Source organism: Shewanella sp. SM87, from assembly GCF_025653705.1.
GTDB classification, from domain to species: Bacteria; Pseudomonadota; Gammaproteobacteria; order Enterobacterales; family Shewanellaceae; genus Shewanella; species Shewanella oncorhynchi.
The window spans coordinates 130764-157141 of record NZ_JAKKSC010000003.1 but is presented as its reverse complement, the minus strand read 5'-3'; the positions used below and the strand labels follow the sequence as shown (position 1 = coordinate 157141).

Genomic DNA, 26378 nt, shown 5'->3' with positions numbered 1-26378 from the left:
CAGGTAGCTTGGGAGCACAGCTTACAGTCCCAGTAATGCCTTGACGGGTTTGAAACTTTTACGATATTGGTCAAATACCCCATGTTCGGCGATGGCCTCAAAATGCGCCTTAGTCGGATAGCCCTTATGCTTAGCAAAACCGTATTGCGGATAAGCAGCATCGAGCACATCCATCTCACGATCCCGCGTCACTTTGGCGATAATCGATGCGGCACTAATACTGGCAATTAAACCATCACCTTTAATGATGCAGTGACTGGTAAGCGAGACGCCATTATGGGCAACAAATGCCGGACTGCGATTGCCATCGACTAACACCAACGCAGGCGCAATCTTAAGCCCTGCAACCGCGCGCTGCATTGCCAACATAGTGGCATGCAAGATATTAAGCGTATCGATTTCAGCAGGACTTGCGCGGCCCACGTGATAACACAGGGCTTTTTCACAAATCTCATCAAACAAAGCTTCGCGGCGCTTCTCACTGAGTTTCTTGGAATCATTCAGACCACTTATGGGCTTGTTTGGATCTAAAATCACAGCCGCAGTCACTACATCGCCGACTAATGGCCCACGGCCGACTTCATCCACACCAGCAATTAATCCCGTCGAAAAGGCCAGCAAATCGGCGTCGGTTAAACTTTTAAAAGTTGCCACTAGTTAGCCTCCAGCGATTTAGCATGACTTGGTTTAGGCTCAACCAGTGCCATTACCGCTTCAGCGGCTTTTAAGCTCGCATCACGGCGTAACACTTGGTGCAGGGCATCAAACTCAGCTTTGAGCGGCGTAAAATCTCGATTTAACTCGACTGTGACCGCCGCAGCTATTTTCTCTGGCGTGCAATCTTCTTGAATGAGCTCAGGGACGAGATCTTTTCCAGCCAGTAGATTCGGTAAAGAAAAACGCTCGACCTGCATCATGCGCTTAGCAATCCAATAGGTCATAGGGCTAACACGATAAGCCACCACCATTGGACGCTTGACCAACATGGCTTCTAACGTCGCGGTGCCAGATGCTAATAAAATGCCATCGGCAGCCGCCATGACTTCGCGCGACTGGCCTTCGACCATATGAATTTCGAGATCCGGTGCAAAATCCTTCAGCGCTTGCTCAAATTGCTCACGGCGTTTTTGATTTACCAGTGGCGTCACAAAACGTATATCAGGGAAGTTCTGTTTAATCAGTAAAGCCGCCTTCACGAAAGGCTCGGCCAATTGCTTTAACTCGCCACCACGGGATCCCGGTAGAATCGCTAAATATTCTGCATCGGCATCGAGTTCAAGTAACTGACGCGCCGCCGCTTTATCGCTTCGCAACGGAATATCATCCGCTAAGGTATGACCCACAAAGGTGCAAGGTACTTGATGCTTGTCATAAAAAGCTTTCTCAAATGGCAATAGCGACAACACCATATGGGTCGCCTTCGCGATTTTGAATATACGTTTTGGGCGCCATGCCCACACTGATGGGCTCACATAATGGACGGTTTTAATACCGCGCGCTTTGAGTTTAAGCTCGAGGCCTATATTAAAATCCGGTGCATCTATGCCAATAAAACAATCGGGCTTAAGCGCGGTGATCTCTCTAATCAAGGATGACCGCACTTTTAATAAGCGAGGTAGACGGGATAACACTTCAACGATTCCCATCACTGCGAGTTCTTCCATCGCAAACAGGGATTTGAAGCCTAGGGCTTCCATGCGGGGTCCACCGATACCGACAAAACGCGCATCGGGATGGGTCTTTTGCAGCGCAGCCATTAAACCTGCACCTAAAATATCGCCTGAGAGTTCTCCGGCAACCATGGCAAACACTAATGGAGTTTTATTGCTCATAAACCAATCACGTCTCATGAATTAATGGCATTAGATGAAGAGGTAAACCGCACCTAAAATGCATCGTTCCAAGCCTACACTTATGTTAAGTTAATGATTCAATTAATGACTAAGCTCATTTATGGTCGAATGCATTGATGAATAAACGCATTTTTAACGGCTACGTCTACCACAAAAAAGGCTTAAACCAATAATACAAAAGGGCATATAAATGCCCTTTTGTTGTCATGTGGTCATCAAGTTAGCGAATAATGCCGCGACTCGATGACTTTACAAACTCAAGCAGTAATTTGACTTGCTCATCGTTCTGCGCATCTTCAGCTAATGCTTCAATCGCTTCTTCTACCGTTAAGCTGCTACGGTATAAGGTCTTATAAGCACGACGCACGGCTAACTGGCTTTCTTTAGAAAAACCGCGACGCTTCATACCTTCGCTGTTTAAGCCGCGAGGCACTGTAGGTTGACCCGCTGCCATCACAAAGGGAGGCACATCCTGCAAAACTAAAGAACAACCAGCAGTAAATGCATGGGCACCAATATGCACAAACTGATGCACACCTGTCATACCGCCTAAAATCGCCCAGTCACCGACATGCACGTGACCTGCAATAGATGCGTTATTCGCCATGATGACATTATCGCCGACCACACAGTCATGGGCGATATGCACATAGTTCATAAACAGGTTATTCGACCCAATACGGGTTTCACTGTTATCTTGAACCGTACCGCGGTGAATGGTCACGTTTTCACGGATGACGTTATTGTCGCCAATGATCAGTCGTGTCGGCTCACCAGCGTACTTTTTGTCTTGGCATTCTTCACCAACGGAGGCGAATTGAAAAATACGATTCCCTTTGCCGATAATCGTTGGACCTTTGACCACCACATGGGAACTCAACCAACAATCATCACCAATTTCGACGCCCGCACCGATATAGGTCCAAGGGCCAATAGTGACGTTATTGCCAATTTTTGCATCGGGATGCACAAACGCTAATGTATCTATCACTGACTAATCTCTCTGCGGGCACACATGATTTCAGCGGAACAAACCACTTCACCATCCACTTTGGCCTCACCGTAGAAAACGCCAATCCCGCGGCGCTCTTTAATCATTTTGACATCAAAATGAATTTGATCTCCTGGCTCAACCACACGTCTAAAACGCGCATTATCGATACCAGCAAAGTAATACAACACACCTGGTGGTGGTACGTCACTACTCATCGTTTTAAAGGCTAACAGGCCAGTTGCCTGTGCCATCGCTTCTAAAATAAGCACACCTGGCATCACAGGTTGTATCGGGAAATGTCCCTGAAAAAATGGCTCATTTATTGAAACGTTTTTGATCGCCTGCAGACTAACACCAGGAGTGTAATCAAGCACACGATCGATCAATAGGAATGGATATCTATGGGGTAGATATTTAAGTATTTCTTTAATATCCATAGTGTTCATTTGATTAGACACGAACCGAGTTCCTCAAATTGCCTTGGGGCAATTAATCTGGTGTTTTTAAATTTTTTTCCAACGTTTTAACACGCTGGAACAGTTCATCTAACTGACGGAAACGAACTGTATTTTTACGCCAAAGTTTATTGTCCATTGCCACGGTGGCAGAAGAGTATAAGCCAGGCTCACGCATATTAGTGGTGATATTGGTAGCACCAGACACATGCACACCATCGGCTATGCTCAAATGACCTGCGATGGCACAGCTACCGCCAATAATACAATATTTACCAATAGTGACACTGCCTGCGACAGTAGTACTGCCTGCAATAGCAGTATTTTCGCCGATTATATCGTTATGGGCAATTTGTACTTGGTTATCAATAATCACACCGTCGTGGATCTCTGTATGGCCTAATGCCCCACGATCTACCGTTGAATTAGCACCAATCTCAACCCGATCGCCAATACGCACGCCACCTGTCTGCGGAATTTTAATCCACTGACCACGTTCGTTAGCATAACCAAAACCATCTGAGCCTAATACGGCACCCGAATGGATAATACAATCCTGTCCTAAATGCACATCGTGATAGACGGTGACATTAGCCCACAAACGTGTTTTTGAGCCAATAACCACATCTTGTCCCAGCACAACACCGGCACCGATCTGCACATTTTCACCTAAAATGACGTTCGCACCAATCACAGCATTCGCGCCAATAGCGACACCTTCCCCTAAATGGGCTGAAGGATCAATTTGTGCCGAAGGATGGATACCCACCGCCGCTTTGGGTGTAGTGTCCAAATACTGAGCAACACGAGCAAAACCGACATATGGATCTTTTACAATTAACGCAGTACCTTGATAATCCTGCGCATCTTTAGCTGACAATAACACCGCACTCGCTTGAGTTGCCTCAAGCTGAGAGCGGTATTTACTGTTGGCTAAAAAAGAGATCTGACCCGCCTTGGCATTTTCTAAGGTCGCCACACTATTAATAATTAGCGTTTCGTCGCCTTGGATATCACCGTCTAATAACAGGCATAGCTCTTTTAAAGTCACACTATTCATCTATTACTTGCCTTTGCTTAAGGCTTCAACCACTTTGCCACTGATGTCAGCGTTAGGCTTAACATAAATGACAGCACCACGTTGTAATACCAAATCATATTGGTCTTTTTCAGCGATAGTGTTGATGGCTTTTTGCACTTTAACTAACAGTTTATTTTGCTCTTCACCTTGGCGACGACGTAGGTCTTCATCCAATGCTTTGCCTTTTAACTGATATTCAGATTTTAGCGATTCCATTTTACGAACCAGCTCAGTTTTTTGTGCATCGTTCATTAATGCACCATCACGTTGCTGCTTCTCCATCAGAGAACGCATTTCTTCTTGCATTTTTTGGACATCAGCTACGCGATCACCAAACTCTTTCTTCAGAGATTGGGAGATCTGTTCACGTTGTGGGAGCTGTTCAAACACAGCGCCCATATCCACTACGGCAATTTTCTCAGCATGTGCCACTAACGGCGCGCCTAACAAAACTAACGTCATCAGCGCGCAATTTACCATCTTGTTCAAAATAAACTCCTTGTTACCTTGTTATTGTCAGCAAAACTTGCCGAGTGTATGCCTTTTAAAAAGTTTTGCCAATATTGAAAGAGAAGATCTCCGTTTGGTCACCTTCATATTCTTTAAGCGGCCACGCCAAGCTGAACACCATAGGTCCCATAGGTGATAACCATTGCACACTCAAGCCCCAAGAGGCGCGCAGGCGAGCTGGATCACTATAGTCTTGTAACTTAGCAAACTCGTCCGCCGGAAGTGTTTGATATGACTCGTAATCAAACTCAGTATCCCAGACGTTACCCGCATCGACGAAGAAGCTAGTACGAACTGAGTTAGTGTAAGCCTCATCCAAAAATGGGGTTGGTACAATCAACTCCATACTTGCCGTTGCAAGGGCATTACCACCGATAGAGCGGCCAGAACTGACTTGGATACTATTAGGATCGCCAGGCAAGCTACAGCCATCGCCCGATGGATCCGGTGCACACGGTTCACTACCTCGATAGAGATAGAATGAACGAGGGCCTACAGAGTTAGACTTAAAGCCACGTAGCGAGCTACTACCACCTGAGTAATAGTTTTCCCAGAAAGGCAGAATTTGGTCATTATCATTAAATTGACCATAACCGTTACCATAACCTAATCGACCACGGGCCAAGAGCACAACGCTCTGACTGCGGTTAACAGGGAAATAGTAGTTAGTGTCAAAGTCTGTCTTAAAATACTGTAAATCAGACCCTGGCGAAGTCATTTTGCCGTTCAGACGCTGAGAAGAGCCGTCTGTTGGGAAAGTGCCACGGTTCAAGGTGCTACGATACCAGCCCAGGCTGAGTTCGAAGTTATCGAAACTTAAGTCCGCGTTTGGATCGTCATCACGATAGATGTTATAGAAACGCAGTGCCTGCTCATAAGCTGAGATCTCAGAGATCGTGTTGTGACGATAGCCAATACCACCATTGATACGGTTGTATTCGTTAATCGGGAAACCCGAGTTAAGTGCCACACCATACGAACTGTTTTTATAGCGTTCTAAGTTAGCTTCATTGGCGTCAAACTCACTCCAATAAACGCTCCCGCCTAAACTCACACCGTCTTTTGTCCAGTACGGATCGGTATAGGATAAGTTAACATTTTTAGAGTACTTGTTGGTGCTCAAGCTGATACCCGCTTGGTTACCTGTGCCTAAGAAGTTATTTTGCTGCACACCAAACTGCAAGCTCAGGCCTGATTCAGTACCATAACCGACACCCGCGTTGAATGAGCCCGACGGCTGCTCTTTCACTTTAACCGCAACATCGACTAAATCATCGGTACCAGGCACTTGAATGGTTTCAGTGTCAACGGTTTCGAAGAAGCCCAAACGGTTAAGACGCGCTTTAGATTGCTCCACTTGCGCTGAGTTTAACCAAGCTCCTTCCATCTGACGCAGCTCACGGCGCATCACTTCATCTTTCGTCACTGTGTTACCAGTGAAGTTAATCGCCCGTACGTAAACACGTTTACCCGGTTTAACATTGATGTTTAAGGTGACTTCTTTAGTCTTATCATCAATTTCAGGGTAGGTTTTCACTTCAGGGTAAGCATAACCGAAGCGGCCTAAATATTTGCTGTACATTTCTTCGGTGAAAGTTACATCACCGCCGTTGTACATATCACCCGCTTTGATTGGCAGAATTGATTTCATCAACTCTTCACGGCCCATCAAATCACCCGTCAGGTTTACTTCTTTAACTTTATATTTCTCACCTTCATCTACGTTGATGGTGATATATAAACCTTTACGGTCAGGCGTCATAGCCACTTGAGTCGAGGTGACTTCGAAGCGGATATAACCTTTATTGTGATAATAGGTTTTGATGGTCTCGAGATCGGCCTGCAGCTTTTGCTTCTGATAACGGCGTTCGCCGAACAGATCCCACCAAGCTACATAATCTTTAAGTTCCAGCATGCCAATCAACTCAGCATCGGTGAACTCATGATTACCGACCACGTTAATTTGGCGGATTTCGGCCGCTAAACCTTCGGTAAACTTAAATTTCAGCTCAACCCGATTACGGGGTAAGTTAATCACTTGGGCTTCCACTTTCGCGCCGTATTTACCCACGCCGTAGTAGAAATCCTGCAGACCCTTTTCAATACCGGTCAACATAGTGCGATCGAGCGACTCACCGACTTTAACGCCAGAACCGTCCAGACTTTCCTGTAACTGTTCGTCTTTAATGTCTTTGTTGCCATCGAATGTCACGGCACTAATAGTCGGACGCTCAGTGACTTTCACCACTAATACGCCGCCATCTCGGCTCACGGAGACATTTTCAAAGTTAGTCGATGCATACAAGCTTTTAATCGCTTGCTGGATTCTTAACTGGTCAACAGTGTCACCTACTTTTACTGGTAAGCTTAACAAGGCAGCACCGAGTGCAACTCGTTGCAAACCTTCAACTTGGATGTCGGTCACTTCAAACGGTTGGAAAGTATCAGCCAACACAGTCCCTGAAAACGACGCACCGACGAATAACATCGAGGCAAAAAGTTTATTCAATCTCATAGAGCACTTCTAATTATTAGTCTGTCCTTGCTCAGAGTCGGGCAAAATCATTGAAAAGCGCAACGCTCATCAACATCAGCAGTATTGCTGCCCCAAATCTGAATCCTATTTCCTGCACCTTTTCAGGTACAGGTTTACCAGTTATTACTTCAATAAAGTAATACAGCAGGTGTCCCCCATCGAGCACAGGTAAAGGCAGCAAGTTAATGATGCCTAAATTGACGCTGATGAGCGCGAGGAACCCGAGAAAATAGACCAAGCCATAGTTTGCACTACTGCCCGCACCCTGTGCGATCGAAATGGGTCCACTCAGGTTTTTCACCGACACATCGCCGGTAAATAATTTGCCAATCATCTTAAAGCTCACAGCAACAAGTTGCCATGTTTTATCCGCTGCTATGCCGAAAGAATCGATTGGTCCATATTCAAGTTGTAAACGCATATTGTCTGGCCATTGTGCTTGGGTTGGGCTCACCCCGAGCATACCTATCTCTTGGCCATCGGCATTTTTACTGCTTAAGGGTGTCACTGCCACATTAAACTGTTCGCCATTGCGACGCACAGTTAAACTCACAGGCACATTGGCAGAATGTTGAATAATGTCAACAAAAGCCTGCCAATCGGTATAATTTTTACCATTTATTGCGACTAAGGTGTCACCGACTTTTAGCTCACTATTCGCAGCGGCACTGTCAGGACTAATCGCAGCAATGGTGGGGACGATTTCGGGACGATAAATCCCTAACCCTAATGCCGTAATCGGGGATTCTTTTTCAGGATCAAAACGCCAATTACGCGTATCTAAGGTGTAAGACCGCGCACTAGAATCCAAACCTTGCAAACCATTCAATGGCGTTAGTGATACACTCAGACTTTCATCACCTATGTGGCCGACTAAAGCTAAATTCACTTCTTCCCAGTTACGCACAGCCTGACCGGAAATGGCCGTTATTTGCATTGGCTCTGTGATTTGAATTTGCGCAGCAGCAGTCCCGGGGGTCGTCGAAGTGATCACAGGCTTAAGTGATGGCACACCAATCAGATACATAAAATACAGGGCAACGATGGCAAAAATAAAGTTAGCAATTGGACCTGCGGCCACAATCGCAATACGTTGCCATACGGTTTTACGATTGAACGCTTGATCTTTTAATTCATCGGGAACGTCTTCAACACGCTCATCAAGCATTTTGACATAGCCGCCAAGGGGGATCATGGCTAACACATATTCAGTGCCGTCTTTACCAACACGGCGCCAAATAGCCTTACCAAAACCAATGGAGAAACGTTCGACTTTCACGCCACAACGTCGCGCGATATAGAAATGGCCGTATTCGTGGGCAGTAATTAACAGACCCAGTGCAACGATGAAAGAACCTAAGTTCCATAAAAAATCTAACATCCCACTCCTTACGTTATAAATTTCATCACTCAGCTATAGCTAAGCGATGCTTGCTAATGTCTCACGCGCATAGACGCGGGTTTGCGCATCTAAGGCTAAAATATCTTCTATGCTGCCCATAGGACGTTTAGGCACAGTGACTAAACAAGCCTCATTCACTTTTGCAATTTGCGTAAAACCAATTTGCCCCTGCAAGAATGCTTCAACAGCGACCTCATTGGCAGCGTTTAATACGGTTGTTGCCTCTTGACCTTGGGCACACGCCTCCATAGCCAAAGCCAAACAGGGGAAACGTTCAAAATCAGGTTCATAAAAGCTTAACTGTCCGACTTTGAAAAAATCTAAAGGTTCAACGCCCGAATGAATTCTTTGCGGATAAGCCATGCAATGGGCAATCGGTGTGCGCATATCAGGGTTACCCATTTGGGCGATAACCGAACCATCACGGTACTGCACCATAGAGTGGATCACGCTTTGCGGATGAATAACCACTTTAAGTTGCTCAGCCTGAGTGTTAAACAACCACCGCGCCTCAATGAACTCTAAGCCCTTATTCATCATAGTGGCGGAGTCGACAGAGATTTTAGGTCCCATGGACCAATTAGGGTGTTTACAGGCTTGGGCAGGCGTCATGGCCGCAAGTGTCGCAAGATCCGACCGCAGGAAAGGTCCGCCAGAACCGGTTAACAAAATATGGGATATACCCGACGCAGCTAAATCGCAACGGCCGAGGTTAGCCTGCACTTCTAGGGGTAAACATTGAAAGATAGCATTATGCTCACTGTCCACGGGCAAGAGCACAGCACCAGAGCGCTTAGTCGCCTCAATAAACAACTCACCCGACATGACTAAAGCTTCTTTATTGGCCAGTAATACTCGCTTTCCCGCCTTCACGGCTTCAAGGGTTGGTACTAGCCCTGCCGCCCCGACAATCGCTGCCATTACAGTATCCACTTCGGCAGCCGTCACTAAACCGAGTAAATCGTTCATGCCAGTAGTGACTTGGATATTGAGCGCAGCGGGTAAAACGGCGCGTAACTGTTTCGCAGCCTCTTCATCCACCATATGCGCGACTTTCGGTTTATGGGCTACACACAAAGCCAGCATCTTATCAACGCTCGCATTGGCCACCAATCCATAGATGCTATAAGCCAATGGATTAGCCGAAATCACGCTTAAGGTACTAGCACCAATTGAACCGGTAGCACCCAAAATCACCATATTTTGCATAGCGTTACATCCAGAATGCAATGTAGATCAGGGTAAACACCGGCAAGGCTGCAGTCAGGCTGTCGATGCGGTCGAGCACGCCGCCGTGACCGGGCAAAATAGTGCCAGAATCTTTAATACAGGCCGCACGCTTAAACATACTCTCAGATAAATCGCCCAGCGCTGACACTAAAGCAACAAATAAGGTCACTGCCACAACCAAACCCAGTTCTTGCTCTGGCGAATAATACATAACACCTGCAACCACGAGCATAGTCGTCACTAAACCACCAACTAGGCCTTCCAAGGTTTTAGCAGGGCTCACTGCAGGCATCAGTTTCGTTTTACCTATCGCTTTACCGACGAAGTAAGCCCCAGAATCTGCGGCCCACACAATCAACATCACTAACAGTACTAATACTGGGCCGTAATAGGGTGAAGTTTGTGAGCTAATAGATTTGAGTGCGATAAGAGCAACAAAGCAAGGCACTAAGGTTAACTGTCCAAACATGGACTTAAACATAGGATTCTTTTGCCAGAACTTAGCGCTTTTAGGATAAGTTACCACTAATAATAGTGATGCTAACCACCAGAATGCGCCAATATAGAGAATGGCCAAATAGATAGGATGTAATTGGTGGCTTAACCAAACTGCATCAATTGGCACGATCAGATTAATTGCCACCAATAAGATACCAACTGTGAAGGTAAAGCTCCACTGAGTGACATCACACTGATTATCGATAATTCTTCCCCATTCCTTTGCTGCAATAAGGAAGACGGCAACTAAGGCCCAGGCGAAGTAGCTGGCAGGGAGCAAAAATATCGCCCCCAAAACTAATGGAACTAACCAAATTGCTGTTATTATTCGTTGTTTTAGCAAAAAAAATCCCTCATGAGGTTTTACAATGCACGCATCTCATCAATCTGACTTCCAGTCAGACCAAAACGGCGCTGGCGACTTGCAAAAATGGCTATCGCTTCATGAAAAGCCTGTTCATCGAAATCAGGCCAAAGGGTGTCGGTAAACACCAATTCTGCATAGGCCGCCTGCCACAGCACAAAATTGCTGATGCGACAGTCCCCGCCCGTGCGGATCATTAAATCAACTTCACTCTGATTTTGCATGCACAAATGTGCACTTAAGGCTTCTTCGGTGAACTGACTGCTGGTCATTTCGCCAGTTTCGACCTTTTCCGCTAATTTTTGTGCTGCTTGAAGTATGTCCCAACGGCCACCATAGTTAGCCGCAACATTCAGAACCAAGCCAGTATTGCGAGATGTCTTCTCTTGGGCAGCAGCAATTTGCTTCTGTAATCGCGCCGAAAAGCGGCTGATATCGCCAATAATGTTGAGCTTAACCTGATTCTTATCCAGCAATTTAATTTCGCGCTGTAATACGGTAAAAAACAACTCCATCAGCAAGCTGACTTCTTTATCGGGTCTACGCCAATTCTCGCTAGAAAATGCGAATAAGGTTAGCGATTCAATGCCTAATTGGCTTGCCGTGCTTACGGCTCTTCTAACGGCCTTAACACCAGCCTTATGTCCCATCACTCGTGGTTTACCTTGGGTTTGTGCCCAACGCCCATTGCCATCCATGATAATAGCAACATGCTTAGGTAACGACTGTTTCACGAGTTCGGGTAATTGTCCCGGCAAGGTCGTTTGAGTGTATAAATCACTCTCACTCGTCCTAGGGTGCGGATCAAGTTCCACTGTGGATGACATCTAATACAGCCCTTTAAAATAGACAAACGCCGTGTAGTATACCCCTACACGGCGCATCAACTCTAGCTTATCGAACTGAGATTAGACTTCCATCAACTCAATTTCTTTGGCCGCTAAAATCTCATCGACCTTTTTAATGTGAGCATCGGTGAACTTTTGCACTTCTTCTTCACTGCGACGCACATCATCTTCAGTACAAGCTTTAGCTTTTTCAAGCTTTTTCACTTCAGAAATCGCATCACGACGCACGTTACGGATAGCAATACGACCGTTTTCAGCTTCGTTACGCACCACTTTGATGAAGTCTTTACGACGTTCTTCAGTCAGCGCGGGTAATGGAATACGTAATGTCGCGCCAGCTGACATAGGGTTCAGACCTAAATCAGAGCTCATAATAGCCTTTTCAACGGCTTGGATAGCACTACGGTCAAACACAGTCACAGACAGAGTGCGTGAATCTTCAACGCCCACGTTAGCCACTTGGTTTAGTGGCGTCATAGTGCCGTAGTAAGAGACTTGAATGGAATCCAGCAGGCTTGGGTGGGCACGACCGGTACGCACTTTTGCCATTTGGTTTTTAGTCGCGTCAACGCATTTACCCATACGCTCTTGCGCATCTTTCTTAATGTTCTCAATCACGTTAAATGTCCTTCTTGGTCATTAAATAACTTTTTTCGCTCTGATCAGCGTGCCTTCTTCTTCACCCATGATAACGCGGCGTAGAGCGCCAGGCTTGTTCATGTTGAAGACTAAAATAGGCATGTCGTGATCACGCGCCATAGTAAAGGCGGCTAAGTCCATTACTTTTAATTCTTTTTCCAGAATTTCCGCATAAGTCACTTCATCATACTTAACGGCGTCTGGGTTCTTCATTGGATCTTCGGAGTATACACCGTCGACTTTAGTGCCTTTCAATACGACTTCAGCTTCGATTTCAATGCCGCGTAAACAGGCCGCAGAATCGGTCGTGCAGAAAGGATTACCTGTACCGGCAGCAAAAATAACCACTCGGCCAGATTTTAGCAAGCTGATCGCTTCAGCCCAATTGTAATCATCACACACACCCTTTAACGGGATAGCTGACATCAGACGAGCATTAACATAGGCACGGTGCAGGGCGTCTCGCATTGCCAAGCCGTTCATAACCGTTGCCAGCATACCCATGTGATCGCCCACCACACGGTTCATGCCTGCTTTTGCTAGGCCTTCACCGCGAAACAGATTACCACCACCAATAACCACACCCACCTGAATACCCAGCTCAACCAGCTCTTTCACTTCCTGAGCCATGCGATCTAATACTTTAGGGTCGATGCCGAAGCCTTCGTCACCCATCAGTGCTTCGCCACTTAATTTAAGAAGAATGCGTCTAAATGCGGGTTTTGGATTGGTGCTCATAATTTTTATCCTGGTCATAACAAGACCGCAGCTATTGCCGCGGTCTTGGGGGTATTTAGCGTTGGCGATTAAGCCTTTTTAGAAGCAGCGATTTGAGCAGCAACTTCAGCCGCGAAATCTTCTTCTTTCTTCTCAATACCTTCACCCACTTCTAAACGAATGAAGTTAGTGACTTTAGCGCCTTTCTCTTTCAGAATTTCGCCAACAGTTTTCTTTGGTTCCATGATGTAAGCTTGACCAGTCAGAGAAATCTCACCGGTGAACTTCTTCATACGACCAAGAACCATCTTCTCAGCGATCTCTGCCGATTTGCCTTCGTTCATTGACATTTCGATTTGCAGAGCTTGTTCTCTTGCAACGATTTCTGCAGGAACATCTTCTGGGTTCACATATTCAGGCTTAGAAGCAGCAACGTGCATTGCGATGTGCTTTAAGGTTTCTTCGTCAGCTTCACCGGCAACAACAACGCCAATGCGCTCACCGTGACGGTATGAAGATAGGTTTGCACCATCGATGTACTCAACACGACGAATGTTGATGTTTTCACCGATTTTAGTTACCAATGCAACGCGTGCATCTTCGAACTGTGCTTTTAAATCTTCAAGAGTCACTTTAGATGCAGCAGCGGCATCTAATACTGCGTTCGCGAATGCTAAGAAGTTTGAATCTTTAGCAACGAAGTCAGTTTGACAGTTAACTTCTAATAGCGCAGCGAAACCTTCGCCATTCTTGATCAGAATTGTACCGTCAGCAGCGATGTTACCCGCTTTTTTAGCCGCTTTAGCAGCGCCAGACTTACGCATGTTGTCAATTGCTAACTCCATGTCGCCGTTAGCTTCTGTCAGAGCGTTTTTACAATCCATCATGCCTGCGCCAGTACGGTCGCGCAGTTCTTTAACTTGGGCAGCAGTAATTGCCATTGTTAAATCCTCTATAAAAAATCGACTAATTTGCAGATATAAAACAGGGGCCGAATGGCCCCTGTTAACCAATCAAAAATCTTGGTTAATAAGGGTGATGATAATCATCGCGCCTTATTATTATTCGGCTTCTACGAAACCGTCTTGCTCAGCTTGAACAGCCAAATCTTGACCACGGCCAGCTTTTGCAGCTGCAGCAACAGAAGAAGTGTACAGGCGGATAGCACGCATAGCGTCGTCGTTACCAGGAACGATGTAGTTAACACCATCTGGCGCAGAGTTAGTATCAACAACTGCAACAACAGGGATACCCAGGTTGTTAGCTTCTTTAATAGCGATATGCTCATGGTCAGCACCGATGACGAATAATACGTCTGGCAGGCCGCCCATGTTTTTAATACCACCTAAAGATTTTTCTAGCTTTTCAAGCTCACGAGTACGCATCAGCGCTTCTTTCTTGGTCAGCTTGTCGAAAGTACCGTCAACTGATTGGCTTTCTAGTTCTTTCAGACGTTTGATTGACTGACGAACAGTTTTCCAGTTAGTCAACATACCGCCTAACCAGCGGTGATCAACATAAAACTGATCACAAGACAGAGCAGATTCTTTGATCGCTTCGCCAGCAGCACGTTTAGTACCAACGAATAATACTTTACCTTTCTTTGAAGCTACGTTGCTGATGAAAGCCAGCGCTTCATTGAACATTGGCACTGTATGCTCAAGGTTGATGATGTGAACACCGTTGCGAGCACCGAAAATGAATGGCTTCATTTTTGGGTTCCAGTAACGGGTTTGGTGACCGAAGTGGACACCGGCCTGAAGCATATCGCGCATTGAAACTGTAGTCATTTCTATTACCTTAAAATTTAGGGGGTTAGACCTCCACGCATCCCATGTCTTCGACCCCGCAATTGATAACTGAGGGCACCCCGAAGAATGTGTCGACACGTGTGTGATTTAGTATTTAGACAAATAGCCATGTATAATGGCCGCCATCTTTAGTCTTGCAAGTATCTAAGCAGAGCAAAAGCTGGCTAGGACAATTCATCAAGACTTAAACATAACGGCGCGCTTTATACCATAAATAGCCCTAAAGCACAAATTTTTGCATTAGGTTGCGTGGCCAACAGACATTAAAGACACAAGAGAAAACGCAATGAGTATAGTCATCAAGACAGCTGAAGAAATTGAAAAAATGCGTGCTGCGGGCAAACTTGCCGCACAAGTATTAGAAATGATCGCTCCGCATGTTAAGCCGGGCGTGACCACCAATGAACTCAATGACCTCTGCGCCAAATATACAGAAGAGCAAGGTGCGATTTCGGCGCCGCTTAACTATCATGGTTTTCCTAAGTCCATTTGTACTTCTGTAAACCATGTGATTTGCCACGGTATTCCAAACGACAACCCACCATTGAAAGAAGGCGATATCCTCAATATCGACATCACAGTGATTAAAGACGGCTATCACGGCGATACCTCACAGATGTTTTTGATTGGTGAAGTGAGCGCGAAGGACAAACGTCTGTGCCGCATCGCACAAGAAAGCCTGTATTTGGCCATTCGTAAGGTGCGTCCGGGCCTAAAACTGGGTGAAATTGGCAATACTATCGAAAAATTCATCAAAGCAAGCAAAACAGGCCTTGAGAAATATTCCATCGTGCAAGATTATTGTGGCCACGGTATTGGCTCGGGTTTCCATGAGGAACCTCAGGTCATGCATTACCGCAACGGCGATAACACAGTATTACGCCCAGGCATGTGTTTCACTATTGAACCTATGATCAATGCCGGTCGCCACACGACCATACTCGATCGCGATGATAAGTGGACGGTTACCACCTCCGATGGTAAGAATTCTGCCCAGTGGGAACATACCCTACTTGTGACTGAAAAAGGGGTTGAAGTACTGACCCTGCGTGAGGATGAAGATTTCCCACGCATCATCAATCACGAGCGATAGGCCAAACTAACAAAAATAAAAACAAGGGACTCGATGAATATAGCTCTGCTCGCTAAACAATCATTAATCGAACAGAATCAGACTCTTTTAGCCAGTTTCAAGGCTAAAACCCCGATTGAAGAGCTAGTCACGCAGCGCTGTCAATTTGTCGATGCCCTTGTAAAGCAAGCTTGGGAACAGCACGGTCTAAGGGAATTTGATATTTCCCTGATTGCCGTAGGCGGCTATGGCCGTGGGGAGCTGCATCCCCACTCAGATGTCGACTTGCTGTTCCTGTTTAATGATATATTGTCACCCGCCGCCGAAGCGGCACTCAGTCAGTTTATTGCCTTTCTGTGGGATGCTAATCTCGAAATCGGCCACAGTGTCCGTACGTTAAACGACACTATTACTCTCGGCCGTGAAGACATCACCATAGCCACTAACCTGTTAGAGGCACGACTGCTCGAAGGGCCCGAGTTTTTATTCGACCAACTTTACGATGCCATTCGTCAGAGTGACTTTTGGACCTCAAGCGACTTCTTTATCGCTAAGCGTGACGAACAAAATGCTCGCCATGCCAGAGCCAGTGCCTTCGATTTAGAACCCAATATCAAGAGTTGTCCCGGTGGCCTTAGGGATATTCAAACCATTGCTTGGGTGGCCATGCGTCACTTTGGCGCCGCTCGCCTAGAAGAATTAGTCCAATACGACTTTTTAGAGCCTGGTGAACTAGAAGAACTGCTCGAATGTCAGCACTTTTTGTGGAAGCTACGCTTTGCCCTGCACATGGTGGTCGGTCGCGATGAAAATCGCTTACTCTTTGATGTACAACGCCAAGTTGCCGAGCTTATGGGGTATGAAGACGCCACCCAGCTTGCAGTTGAGCAAATGATGAAACGTTACTATCGCACGGTACGTCGAGTAATGGAGCTAAACGAAATGTTGCTGCAGCTGTTTAAACGGGCAACACTGGGCCACACAAAAGCTTTAGAAATTCAATCGATAGATAAACACTACCAGCGCCGCGGCACCTTTATTGAAGCGCTAAGCGATGATCAGTTCGATAGCGGCGAAGAAATTGTCCGGCTGTTTTTGTTGGTCGCTAAAAACTCCAACATCAAAGGCATCTACGCACCAACGCTGCGTTCGCTGCGCCGAGCAAGACGCGCACAATCTCAAGCCTTACAAGAAAACCCGCTTTGTCGCCAAGCCTTTATGGAAATTCTGCGCCACCCTCGCGGCATTGTTGCTTTGTCTTTAATGCATAAACACGGTGTGTTATCGGCCTATTTACCCGCATGGCGAAATATTGAAGGCCAGATGCAGTTCGACCTGTTCCACGCCTATACGGTCGATGAACACACCCACAGATTACTGCTCAATATCGAGCGTTTTTCCCAAGCCGAACAAAAGGAAGAATTTCCCTTAGGCTCGATTCTGATCAACCAACTGCCGAAAAAGGGCTTACTGGTATTAGGCGCTATCTTCCACGATATCGCCAAAGGCCGCGGTGGCGATCACAGTAAACTAGGCTCAAGCGATGCCCTCGCCTTTTGTAAGCTGCACGGGTTAAACGATCACGATGGCCGTCTAGTCGCTTGGCTGGTTGAAAATCATCTGGTGATGTCTGTCACCGCCCAGCGCCGTGATATTTCCGATCCCGATGTGGTGGCCGACTTTGCCAATAAAGTCCGCGATGCCGTGCATTTAAGCTATCTGTACTGCTTAACCGTCGCCGATATCTGCGCCACCAACGAAAAAACCTGGAACAACTGGAAAGGCTCACTGCTGCGCGATTTGTACTTTTCGACCCAAAGAGTGCTCGCCCGCGGTAAAGAAAAACCCGTCGATATTCGTGCCAGAGTGCGTGAATACCAAGCCAAGGCGAAAAAAGAACTGCTGCGCCGCGGATTGAAAGAGAAAGATCTCGATGCCCTGTGGCAACGTTTTAAGGCAGATTACTTTTTACGCCACCAGCCCAATCAAGTCGCGTGGCACGCCGAAGCGATTTTAAAGCACAAACAACAGGATGAGCCTTTAGTCTTAGTGTCCAAACACACCACCCGTGGTGGTACTGAGCTATTTGTCTATTGCCAAGACAGACCTAAATTGTTCGCAACTGTGATGGCGGTACTCGACAATAAAAATATCAACGTCCATGATGCCAACATCATGACCTCAAAAGACAATTATGCCCTCGATACCTTTGTGATCTTAGAGCAAGATGGTGAGCCCGTTAGCCAGCTTTCACGCATCCAAAGTATCCGTAAAGCGCTTGAGAAAGCCCTGTCGAGCGACAGTCCAAAACTGCCGCGCTTTAGAAAACTATCGCGCAAGATGAAACCTTTTAATGTGCCGACACAAGTGAGTTTCCTCGAAAGCAGTCGTCATGGTACAAGTATGATGGAGCTTATCGCCTTAGATTCGCCAGGATTACTGGCAAAAGTTGGGGATATCTTTTACCGTTGCAACACAACATTACTCGCGGCCAAAATCACCACCATTGGTGAGCGAGCCGAAGACTTTTTTATGCTGCAGACCAATGACGGCTTGCAACTTAACGAAACCCAAGAGAATACCCTCAGGGACGCTTTAATCAGTGCCCTGAGTGCAAAGAATATCGAATCAGTTAATTAACGAGACCAGTGGGAGAAGTAAATGGAGGCTTTACGCCAACGTATTGAGGCGGCTTTTGAAGCACGCGCCGACATCACACCAAGCACAGTTGACGCAGGTGTGCGCAGCGATGTGCAAAATGTCATCAATATGCTCGATAAAGGTGAAGTACGTGTCGCCGAGAAAATCGACGGACAATGGCATGTGCACCAATGGCTGAAAAAGGCGGTATTACTGTCCTTCCGTATTTTCGATAACGTGGTTATCGATGGCGCCGAAACCAAATACTTCGACAAAGTGCCGTTAAAATTTGCCGAATATGATGAAGCCCGCTTTAAAGCGGAAGCCATTCGTGTAGTGCCTTCGGCTACAGTGCGTAAAGGCTCATTCATAGGTAAAAATACCGTGTTGATGCCATCTTATGTGAACTTAGGTGCTTATGTTGATGAAGGCACTATGGTTGATACTTGGGCGACCGTTGGCTCATGTGCACAAATCGGTAAAAATGTGCATTTATCTGGCGGCGTAGGTATTGGTGGCGTACTTGAGCCATTACAAGCGGGCCCGACCATCATCGAAGATAACTGCTTTATCGGTGCACGTTCTGAGATTGTTGAAGGCGTTGTGGTTGAAGAAGGCTCAGTGATTTCCATGGGCGTGTATATCGGCCAAAGCACTCGAATTTACGATCGCGAAACTGGCGAAGTGCATTACGGTCGTGTACCAGCAGGCTCTGTTGTTGTTTCTGGCAACCTGCCATCAGCCTGTGGCAAATACAGTCTCTATGCCGCTATTATCGTTAAGAAAGTCGATGCAAAAACCCGCAGTAAAGTGGGTATCAACGAATTACTGCGTATTGTTGATTAACAGTCACTGCATTTGTTCGATAACATGAGTTCCATAAAAAGATGCCTAAGGGCATCTTTTTTATTATCGGTAAAATTTAGCCTACGGTTGCGCTATCATTATCAGGCTTAAAAATAAAGTGTTTAATAAGACACTTAAATCAAGCGCTCTACTTCACGGAATGCATTTCTCGTCATGGCAATGGCCCGCCAGCCGATAATCCCCAATGGCTGCTGCGCTTTGTTCACCACCACAAGATATTCTGAGTCTAGTAAATTCAACTGCAGTAATGCATCTTCCGATGTGGCCACCTCACTGATAATAGGCACTGAATGCTCCATGATCTGATGGGCTTTTTTATGCAGTGATGCCCTATCCAGTTCACGCTCAGCCGCAGTGCCAAGTAATGGGCTAAACCAATGTTCCAGTAAGCGACTCGTGATCACCCCAAGTATCTTATGTTGCTCATCCAATACCACGGCCACCTTAGCATGGGCAGTCGTAAGTAAACGCTTAATATCAACTAACTCATGGTCGAGTGAAATCGTGACTAAAGGTTCAAGCGGCGCAGCGCCGATATGATCGCTAATACTCAACTCTCGATTAATCAAAATCGCTAAACAGGTTTCGACTATCTCAGGGTCAAAAAGTGTCCCTTTACCCGCACGCAATACTTCAGTCATTTTCTCCAGCCCTAACGATGGGCGATAAGGCCTATGGGACAATATCGAATCGGCAACATCGGCGACGGCAATAATTTTCGCCTCATATAAAATCGCCTTATCCTTTAAGCCCGCGGGATAACCTGAGCCATCGAGTCGCTCATGATGCTGTAAAATCATCTCTTTAATGGGCCAAGGAAACTCCACATCCTCAATAATTTCAGCACCATGGAGTGGATGAGTCTGTATTAATGCGTATTCTTCTTTTGAAAGTTTTGACGGTTTTGTCAAGATCTGCGATGGAATCGCTAACTTGCCGATATCATGGACTAAGGCACCAATCTTCAGCCCTTCTAAACGCAGCGGGTCTAAACCTAATTTCTCACCAATCAAATAACTTAATTGCGCCACCGACTTTTGATGCCCTGCGGTATAGGCATCTTTCAGTTCTAATGCCTCAGAAATAGCACTAATAAGCTGGGTTAACGATTGAGATAATTGTTCTTTTTGCGCTTTAATGATTTTGGACTGGCGGGATACCGCGCGCAATGTGCGTGGTAGTTCAATGCTGTGCCATAAAATGCTGGCAAAAGTCAGTAATGATCTCGCATCATTACGACTATAAGGTTCGTTACGGTCGACCACGCACAGCATGCCCACTAAGCGACTGCGAAATAAAATCGGCACCGCCAAGTAACGCCCTCCAAGTAGCAGTTTATCTAAGGGCAAATCCCCTAAGCGCCTTTGGGAGTCGGTTTGATTTTGGATGATCGGCTTATAATCTCGCACACATTCGAGCCATACGCGGCTTTCAAGTTCTGACACTTGGGTATTATCTTCAACAAAATCGGCTTGATTAGCCTCTGCGTGGGGATACTCAGAACGCGCGGCGAGTGTGAGTGTTTTTAACTTTTCGTTATGCAACAGAATAAAGCCATATCGACTGCCAGTGAGCGACATCGCCTTAGAAACTGCGACTTTAAATACTTCTTCTTGGGAGGATTTAATCACATCTTCAATGTGTTGCAGCCAAGCATCGCTGGCTTGAATCGCTCGACGATAATCCGAGTGCAACTCCTTCATCTGCGGATCTTCAAAATTGATGTCGGATAGAATCAAGTACCATCCCATTTCAGGCAAAGAATGCAGCGCGAGATGCACACGTATGCCGCGATGATCTTGTAATTGAAAACCTATTTCTTGGCCGCGTCGCCTCACGATATCGGCGCATAGTTCAGCATTAAAAGCACTAAACAATTGGCTAATCGGTTGATTAATGATTTGCGCCGCAGAGCGTTTGCAACGGCTATAAAAGGCTTGGCTCATCCGTAGCACACAAAACTGCTCATCTAGCTGTGCCCAAGATAAATTCAAACTATCGGGCAAGTCTTTCATTCCAACGATAAGGCTTTGACGAGTTGACATCCAGCACTCCGACCTGTAATTCGAGCATGGGTAATACACTATACCGCTATGTTCACCCCAATGTGAGCACTATAAAATCTCCAATAAACATAATGATAGCTGATTTCATGACAGACACGGGTTAAAATAAACGCCGCTGAATGTCATGCCATTGCCACGACTCACCTACATCTTAGAAAACGATCGTTTTATTGCCGTACACGACCACTTGTTCGTTGAGCACTAATTGCAGCGCTTTACTCAATACACTCTTTTCAACATCGCGCCCAGCACGTGCCATTTCTAAGGCGCTATAACTGTGGTCGACGGGAATCACGTCTTGCTTGATGATCGGCCCTTCATCGAGGCAATTATTCACAAAATGCGCCGTCGCACCGATAATTTTCACCCCGCGCTCCCAGGCTTGGCGATAGGGTGCTGCGCCGATAAAAGCAGGTAAAAAAGAATGATGGATGTTGATGATGCGATTAGGATATTGCGCCACAAAATCTGGAGTTAGCACCCGCATGTACTTAGCCAACACCAGATAATCTGGCTCATATTGCGATACCGCGGCCAACAGTGCTTGCTCGTGTTGAATTCGGTCTAAGCCTTCGTGGCTCACCAGATGAAAGGGAATGTTAAACTTCTCTGCCAATTCACGTAGTGCATCATGGTTGCCCACCACAGCGGCAATCTCGACACTTAAACCACCATAATAGGCTTTCATTAACAAATCGCCTAAACAGTGCGCTTCCTTTGTAACTAACACCACAATGCGTTTTTTACCCGCGCTAACTAACGTCATATGATTTTGCGTAGGCAGTACGTCACGCAGATCCTGCAATAACTGTTCGCTGTTAAAAATGCCCTCTAACTCAGTTCGCATAAAGAAACGCCCTTGGGCATTATCCACAAACTCACTGTTTTTAATGATATTCAATTTATGGGTAAAACAAACACTGGTGATTTTGGCGATGAGGCCTTGGGCATCAGCGCAATCCGTCAGTAAGATTTTACGTTCTATGGATGGCGAAGTATTACCGCGTGTTTCAGTCATTTGTTGCAAAGTTGGCTCTCCTATATTGTCCCTACATCGAGTTTGCCATAGCAAATCATGCTGAACAGTATGAAAACCCTATAATGCGAAAATAAAAATGATATTTCAGAGGCTTGAATCAATAAAATGTAAAAATTAAGCAGTTAATTTTGTAAAAACACAATCCTAGCGCCGAGTATCTAAGTAACGCTGCAATACTTTACGCAGGGTTTCGGCCTTAGTGCCGTAAACCACCTGCACACCTTTGCCCATAACGATCACGCCCTTAGCGCCCAACTGACTCAAACGCACCTTATTGACTAACTCGGGCTTGTGTACGCTCAAGCGTAACCGTGTCAAACAAGCATTAAGTTCAACGATATTTTCACGCCCGCCGAGCGCCGCAATAATCGCCCGTAAACTTTCTTTAGGTCCTTTACTGTCGTTATGCTCAAGCCTACCGGGAGTTTTCAAATTAAAGGCTAAAATACTCAGTCTAAACAACAGGTAATATATTATGGCGGTTAAAGGCCCAAGGAAAATAAACCAGCTGGCATTACGGGACAATGGAAATAGCAGCGTAAAGTCCACCAGCCCTTGGGAGAATACTATGCTGTGGTGAATATCCAGCATAATACAGACAAAATAAGCGAGCCCAGTGAGTAAGGCGTGAATAATAAATAGAATCGGCGCCACAAACATAAAAGCAAATTCGATAGGTTCTGTCACCCCAGTTAACCAACTGGCCGCCCCCGCCGAGAGCATAATACCCGCCACGCGATTCCGCTCTGAGGGATCTGCACAGCGCCACATTGCCAGTGCAGCCGCCGGTAATCCCCACATTTTAATCAGATAACCACCGGCAAGGTTTCCCGCCTGCGGATCGCCCGCTAAATAGCGCGCCACCTCACCACGAACGACTTCATGCCCCAATAACTGATATTGGCCCACCTCTAGGTAAAAAGGCGCATTCCAAATATGGTGTAGACCAAGGGGTATAAGTAACCGCTCTAATGCGCCATAAACACCAAAGGCGATGGCCGGTTTTTGATAAACTGCCCAGTCGGATACGCGCTCAATCAATAAAGCTAAGGGTGGCCACACATGGGCGAGTACATAACCTAGGCTCATCGCTAGGGGAATAATAAGTAAAGATGCACTGCGACGTCCCTCGAAGAAAGAGAAAATCGCAGGCAAGCGAATATATTGACTCCAACGGACTGCGAGGCAAGTGATACCACCGAGCATCATGCCACCTGCAATCCCAGTATCTAAGGTATCCATTCCTAATAAAGGTTGGGTTGGAAGTCGATACAAATCGGCCAGTGCGGCTAACGTCGCTGTCATCACCCCATAACCAAACACTGCCGAAAAGGCGGCAATGCCTTGATCGCGACAAAAACCAATAGCGACAGCCACGGCAAATAACATCGGCATAATGGCGAAAATGAGTTTGCCTACCGCCAGCATCAGCACTGTCAGCTCTTCGGGCATAAAAGGAATTGGACTAACGGTTAAGCCGAGCATAACCCCAGCTGCGGGTAAAATGGCAATAGGAATAAGCAGCGCTTGGCTTAAGCGCTGGGCAAATTTAAACCACTGTAGATTGACGAAACTACCTAAGCGACGAGCTCGGTTTTGACGACTTGATTCCAGCGTTCTAGCCATTTTATCGCTTCAACCTCAGGTTCCATGGTTTCACAGGCATCAATTTCGAGTAATTCCACCAGCGGCTTAGCGCCAAGTTCACTCAAGAGTGCATCTACAGACTTACCTGCACCGCAGAAAGTCTCATAACTTGAATCACCTAGAGCTATCACACTGTATCTAAGCTCAGGTAAATAGGGTGCTAGATGTTTAAGATTATGGTACCAAGACTGAATATCATCGGGTAAGTCCCCTTGTCCGGTCGTCGAAGTCACCACCACTAACAATTCATCCTGAGGAGGAATAAAGCTTGCAACCTCATTAGGTTGCCACAATGTGACATCATAACCTAAAACTTGCATTTCTTTCTCTAGGGTTTCAGCGGCAAATTGTGCACTACCATATACAGTGCCAAACACCAGATTCACCTTTTTCATGATACACTCCACATCGCGTTGCAAACCTTATTAGGCTGACCTTACTTTATTGTTCAGCGTATGAGCAAGCTAAGGCGCAAATTTTTTATAAATCAAGCCATTGAGCGTGAGAAAATATCTAATGCGACAGTCCACCCGCCAAAAACACCTCAAGCAGCACCACAAAACAACCCATATTCGACGTAAAAACTACTTCCACTCCGCCCAGCAAAATCTCATATCGCCACTTGCACTCACGTCTGGATTCTCAACCTTAGCTGTCATGATGCAAGAGCTGCGGCCACAAACAGCACAAACGCCACAACTACTCGATTAAGCAATCCACCTCGTTTTAAATTCGATGACTTTAGTTTCAATAACAAAGCAAAGTGAATGCTCTTAATTTTATTCACGCGGCTAAGTTGATATCACCATATCAAGCATTGGCCGCTTACTATTCACGCCTCTTGGGCGATGAATAACTCAGCTTGTTGACTCAAGGTCGCCTCGTCCCAACCTAGCTCGGCAAACACGGTTTCCCACTCGGACTCGAGCTCGGTTTCTATGCTGAGCCGAGTTTGAGTTATCGGGTGTGTAAAGGTAAGTTTTTTTGCGATAAGCCACAGGCGATTAATACCGAAATGCTCACGAAAAAATGCATTTTGCTTACCATCGCCATGAGTGGTATCACCGACGATGGGGTGGCGTAAATGCGCCATATGTCTTCTGAGCTGATGCTTACGCCCCGTTTTAGGGCTCAAGCGTACCAGTGCGAAACGGCTAGTGGAATATCGACCCGAAGGATACGGAATTTCAGTATTGAGTAATGGCTCATAAGCCGTCACAGCTTCCTGCGCGGCTTTGTTGGGATCGGCATTCTTATCGCCTAATTCATCCAACTCAACCTTAAGCGCATAGTCTAAAATACCGCTCTCATGCATATTGCCGCGCACTAAAGCCAAATATTGTTTTTCAATCGTATGGGAGGCAAATTGCTCACACAGAGCATTGGCCACTTCACTACTCTTGGCAAACAAGAGCACGCCGGATGTCGGCCTGTCGAGACGATGTACAGGAAACACATGACAGCCCACTAAGTCACGGGTCAGCTGCATGGCAAAAAATCGCTCCCGACGCGCTAAATAACTGCGGTGGACCAATAAGCCTGCGGGTTTATGAATTGCCACTAAATGCTCATCTTCATAAAGAATTTCAATCTCAGGCGCCTGCTCTTCTGAATCATCCTCTTGGGATACATTCACTGCATTTTCAGGCGTTTCAAGCCAGATATCATCTTGATTCATTTAACAACATATCCAATTCATTCAATAGGCTAATTAAAGTTTGGCGCGGGGGCATATCCAGCCAAACATGTTCAGCCATAGGGGCAATCGCAATTTGCGTCGGCAATGGCGCCCCCGTTTCGATTAAAGTCTGCATTCTAGGCAGCAAAATAAACTGCAGCCACTGCTCAAGGGGCATAAGATCACAGGCAAAAGGTGCTGTGCTTGCCATTGCAGCGGCAGAAGGCGCTTGCTCAGACCACAACTCGGCCGCTTGCAGCGCGTGGGTAATCTGAGCCAATTTAGCTTGGGTTTGACTGTATAACATAGCTTTCAGATCCATTCTCATGTTAGCCATTATGATTGAGGAACTTACCACAATCCACAGGCCGAATAGGTCGATTAAAGTGCCGCAATCATACCATCCAGACGCACTTCCCCCTATAATGGCG

General features: G+C 46.3%; 25 protein-coding genes. 4 read left to right on the top strand and 21 right to left on the bottom strand.

What is annotated here, in order from left to right; translation table 11 throughout:
- Positions 1–21 precede the first annotated feature (21 nt).
- From rnhB to rpsB, 15 genes are all read right to left on the bottom strand, one after another.
- Positions 22–654: a ribonuclease HII gene (rnhB, locus tag L5M11_RS03645; RefSeq protein ID WP_263191381.1), complete on the bottom strand. Its 633-nt coding sequence runs from the start codon at positions 652–654 to the stop codon at positions 22–24.
- Positions 654–1832, bottom strand: coding sequence for a lipid-A-disaccharide synthase (gene lpxB / locus L5M11_RS03640; RefSeq protein WP_168823178.1), 1179 nt, complete (start codon positions 1830–1832; stop codon positions 654–656). The genes rnhB and lpxB overlap by 1 nt, the downstream gene beginning before the upstream one ends.
- 241 nt (positions 1833–2073) lie before the next feature.
- Positions 2074–2844 (bottom strand): acyl-ACP--UDP-N-acetylglucosamine O-acyltransferase, encoded by a 771-nt coding sequence (lpxA, locus tag L5M11_RS03635; protein ID WP_028760598.1) that lies wholly within the window; start codon positions 2842–2844, stop codon positions 2074–2076.
- A complete protein-coding gene (gene fabZ / locus L5M11_RS03630) occupies positions 2841–3305 on the bottom strand; it encodes a 3-hydroxyacyl-ACP dehydratase FabZ (protein WP_006080990.1) in 465 nt (154 codons plus the stop codon). Before fabZ ends, lpxA begins: the two co-directional genes overlap by 4 nt.
- Positions 3306–3336: 31 nt before the next feature.
- The gene (gene lpxD, locus L5M11_RS03625; RefSeq protein ID WP_105249717.1) at positions 3337–4362 is read right to left on the bottom strand and encodes a UDP-3-O-(3-hydroxymyristoyl)glucosamine N-acyltransferase; all 1026 of its coding nucleotides are present in this window, start codon (positions 4360–4362) and stop codon (positions 3337–3339) included.
- A 3-nt stretch (positions 4363–4365) separates the two neighbouring features.
- Positions 4366–4863, bottom strand: a complete 498-nt coding sequence (locus L5M11_RS03620) for an OmpH family outer membrane protein (RefSeq protein WP_028760600.1) — start codon at positions 4861–4863, stop codon at positions 4366–4368.
- A gap of 64 nt (positions 4864–4927) precedes the next feature.
- A complete protein-coding gene (bamA, locus tag L5M11_RS03615; RefSeq protein WP_028760601.1) occupies positions 4928–7408 on the bottom strand; it encodes an outer membrane protein assembly factor BamA in 2481 nt (826 codons plus the stop codon).
- A gap of 31 nt (positions 7409–7439) precedes the next feature.
- Complete coding sequence (gene rseP, locus L5M11_RS03610) at positions 7440–8810, bottom strand: sigma E protease regulator RseP (protein ID WP_028760602.1); 1371 nt, start codon at positions 8808–8810, stop codon at positions 7440–7442.
- A 39-nt stretch (positions 8811–8849) separates the two neighbouring features.
- Positions 8850–10040, bottom strand: coding sequence for a 1-deoxy-D-xylulose-5-phosphate reductoisomerase (gene ispC / locus L5M11_RS03605; RefSeq protein WP_263184674.1), 1191 nt, complete (start codon positions 10038–10040; stop codon positions 8850–8852).
- 4 nt (positions 10041–10044) lie between these two features.
- Positions 10045–10902 carry a phosphatidate cytidylyltransferase gene (locus L5M11_RS03600; RefSeq protein ID WP_219250179.1) on the bottom strand — a complete coding sequence of 286 codons (858 nt, stop codon included), beginning with the start codon at positions 10900–10902 and terminating at the stop codon, positions 10045–10047.
- Between the two features lie 20 nt (positions 10903–10922).
- Positions 10923–11750, bottom strand: a complete 828-nt coding sequence (locus tag L5M11_RS03595) for an isoprenyl transferase (protein ID WP_028760605.1) — start codon at positions 11748–11750, stop codon at positions 10923–10925.
- Between the two features lie 81 nt (positions 11751–11831).
- Positions 11832–12389, bottom strand: a complete 558-nt coding sequence (frr, locus tag L5M11_RS03590) for a ribosome recycling factor (RefSeq protein ID WP_012088724.1) — start codon at positions 12387–12389, stop codon at positions 11832–11834.
- Positions 12390–12410: 21 nt separating this feature from the next.
- Positions 12411–13148 (bottom strand): UMP kinase, encoded by a 738-nt coding sequence (gene pyrH, locus L5M11_RS03585; protein WP_006080981.1) that lies wholly within the window; start codon positions 13146–13148, stop codon positions 12411–12413.
- 68 nt (positions 13149–13216) lie between these two features.
- Positions 13217–14068, bottom strand: a complete 852-nt coding sequence (gene tsf / locus L5M11_RS03580; protein WP_028760606.1) for a translation elongation factor Ts — start codon at positions 14066–14068, stop codon at positions 13217–13219.
- A 120-nt stretch (positions 14069–14188) separates the two neighbouring features.
- Positions 14189–14917 (bottom strand): 30S ribosomal protein S2, encoded by a 729-nt coding sequence (gene rpsB, locus L5M11_RS03575; protein ID WP_006080979.1) that lies wholly within the window; start codon positions 14915–14917, stop codon positions 14189–14191.
- Positions 14918–15200: 283 nt separating this feature from the next.
- Between rpsB and map the strand changes: the two genes are divergently transcribed.
- The 3 genes from map to dapD are packed head-to-tail and all read left to right on the top strand — an operon-like array spanning position 15201 to position 19496.
- On the top strand, positions 15201–16031 hold the full coding sequence (gene map / locus L5M11_RS03570) for a type I methionyl aminopeptidase (RefSeq protein WP_227257044.1): 831 nt from the start codon (positions 15201–15203) through the stop codon (positions 16029–16031).
- 33 nt (positions 16032–16064) lie between these two features.
- Positions 16065–18650 (top strand): bifunctional uridylyltransferase/uridylyl-removing protein GlnD, encoded by a 2586-nt coding sequence (gene glnD, locus L5M11_RS03565; RefSeq protein ID WP_263184676.1) that lies wholly within the window; start codon positions 16065–16067, stop codon positions 18648–18650.
- A 21-nt stretch (positions 18651–18671) separates the two neighbouring features.
- The gene (gene dapD, locus L5M11_RS03560) at positions 18672–19496 is read left to right on the top strand and encodes a 2,3,4,5-tetrahydropyridine-2,6-dicarboxylate N-succinyltransferase (protein WP_028760609.1); all 825 of its coding nucleotides are present in this window, start codon (positions 18672–18674) and stop codon (positions 19494–19496) included.
- A gap of 134 nt (positions 19497–19630) precedes the next feature.
- Here dapD and L5M11_RS03555 read toward each other — a convergent pair whose 3' ends face one another.
- The 4 genes from L5M11_RS03555 to L5M11_RS03540 form a co-directional block, all read right to left on the bottom strand.
- Positions 19631–21562 carry an HD domain-containing phosphohydrolase gene (locus tag L5M11_RS03555; protein WP_168823188.1) on the bottom strand — a complete coding sequence of 644 codons (1932 nt, stop codon included), beginning with the start codon at positions 21560–21562 and terminating at the stop codon, positions 19631–19633.
- Positions 21563–21734: 172 nt separating this feature from the next.
- Complete coding sequence (gene purU / locus L5M11_RS03550) at positions 21735–22601, bottom strand: formyltetrahydrofolate deformylase (RefSeq protein WP_105252965.1); 867 nt, start codon at positions 22599–22601, stop codon at positions 21735–21737.
- Between the two features lie 165 nt (positions 22602–22766).
- A complete protein-coding gene (locus tag L5M11_RS03545; RefSeq protein WP_113938960.1) occupies positions 22767–24248 on the bottom strand; it encodes a PTS transporter subunit EIIC in 1482 nt (493 codons plus the stop codon).
- Positions 24200–24664, bottom strand: a complete 465-nt coding sequence (locus L5M11_RS03540) for a flavodoxin (RefSeq protein WP_113938961.1) — start codon at positions 24662–24664, stop codon at positions 24200–24202. Before L5M11_RS03540 ends, L5M11_RS03545 begins: the two co-directional genes overlap by 49 nt.
- A 121-nt stretch (positions 24665–24785) precedes the next feature.
- Between L5M11_RS03540 and L5M11_RS03535 the strand changes: the two genes are divergently transcribed.
- Complete coding sequence (locus L5M11_RS03535; RefSeq protein ID WP_105249725.1) at positions 24786–24980, top strand: hypothetical protein; 195 nt, start codon at positions 24786–24788, stop codon at positions 24978–24980.
- A gap of 121 nt (positions 24981–25101) precedes the next feature.
- Here the strand turns inward: L5M11_RS03535 and truC are convergent, their stop codons facing one another.
- Both truC and L5M11_RS03525 read right to left on the bottom strand, forming a co-directional pair.
- Entirely contained in the window at positions 25102–25947 is an 846-nt protein-coding gene (gene truC, locus L5M11_RS03530; RefSeq protein ID WP_263191380.1) for a tRNA pseudouridine(65) synthase TruC, read from the bottom strand.
- Positions 25934–26254: a YqcC family protein gene (locus tag L5M11_RS03525; RefSeq protein WP_028760615.1), complete on the bottom strand. Its 321-nt coding sequence runs from the start codon at positions 26252–26254 to the stop codon at positions 25934–25936. Before L5M11_RS03525 ends, truC begins: the two co-directional genes overlap by 14 nt.
- Positions 26255–26378: the final 124 nt, after the last annotated feature.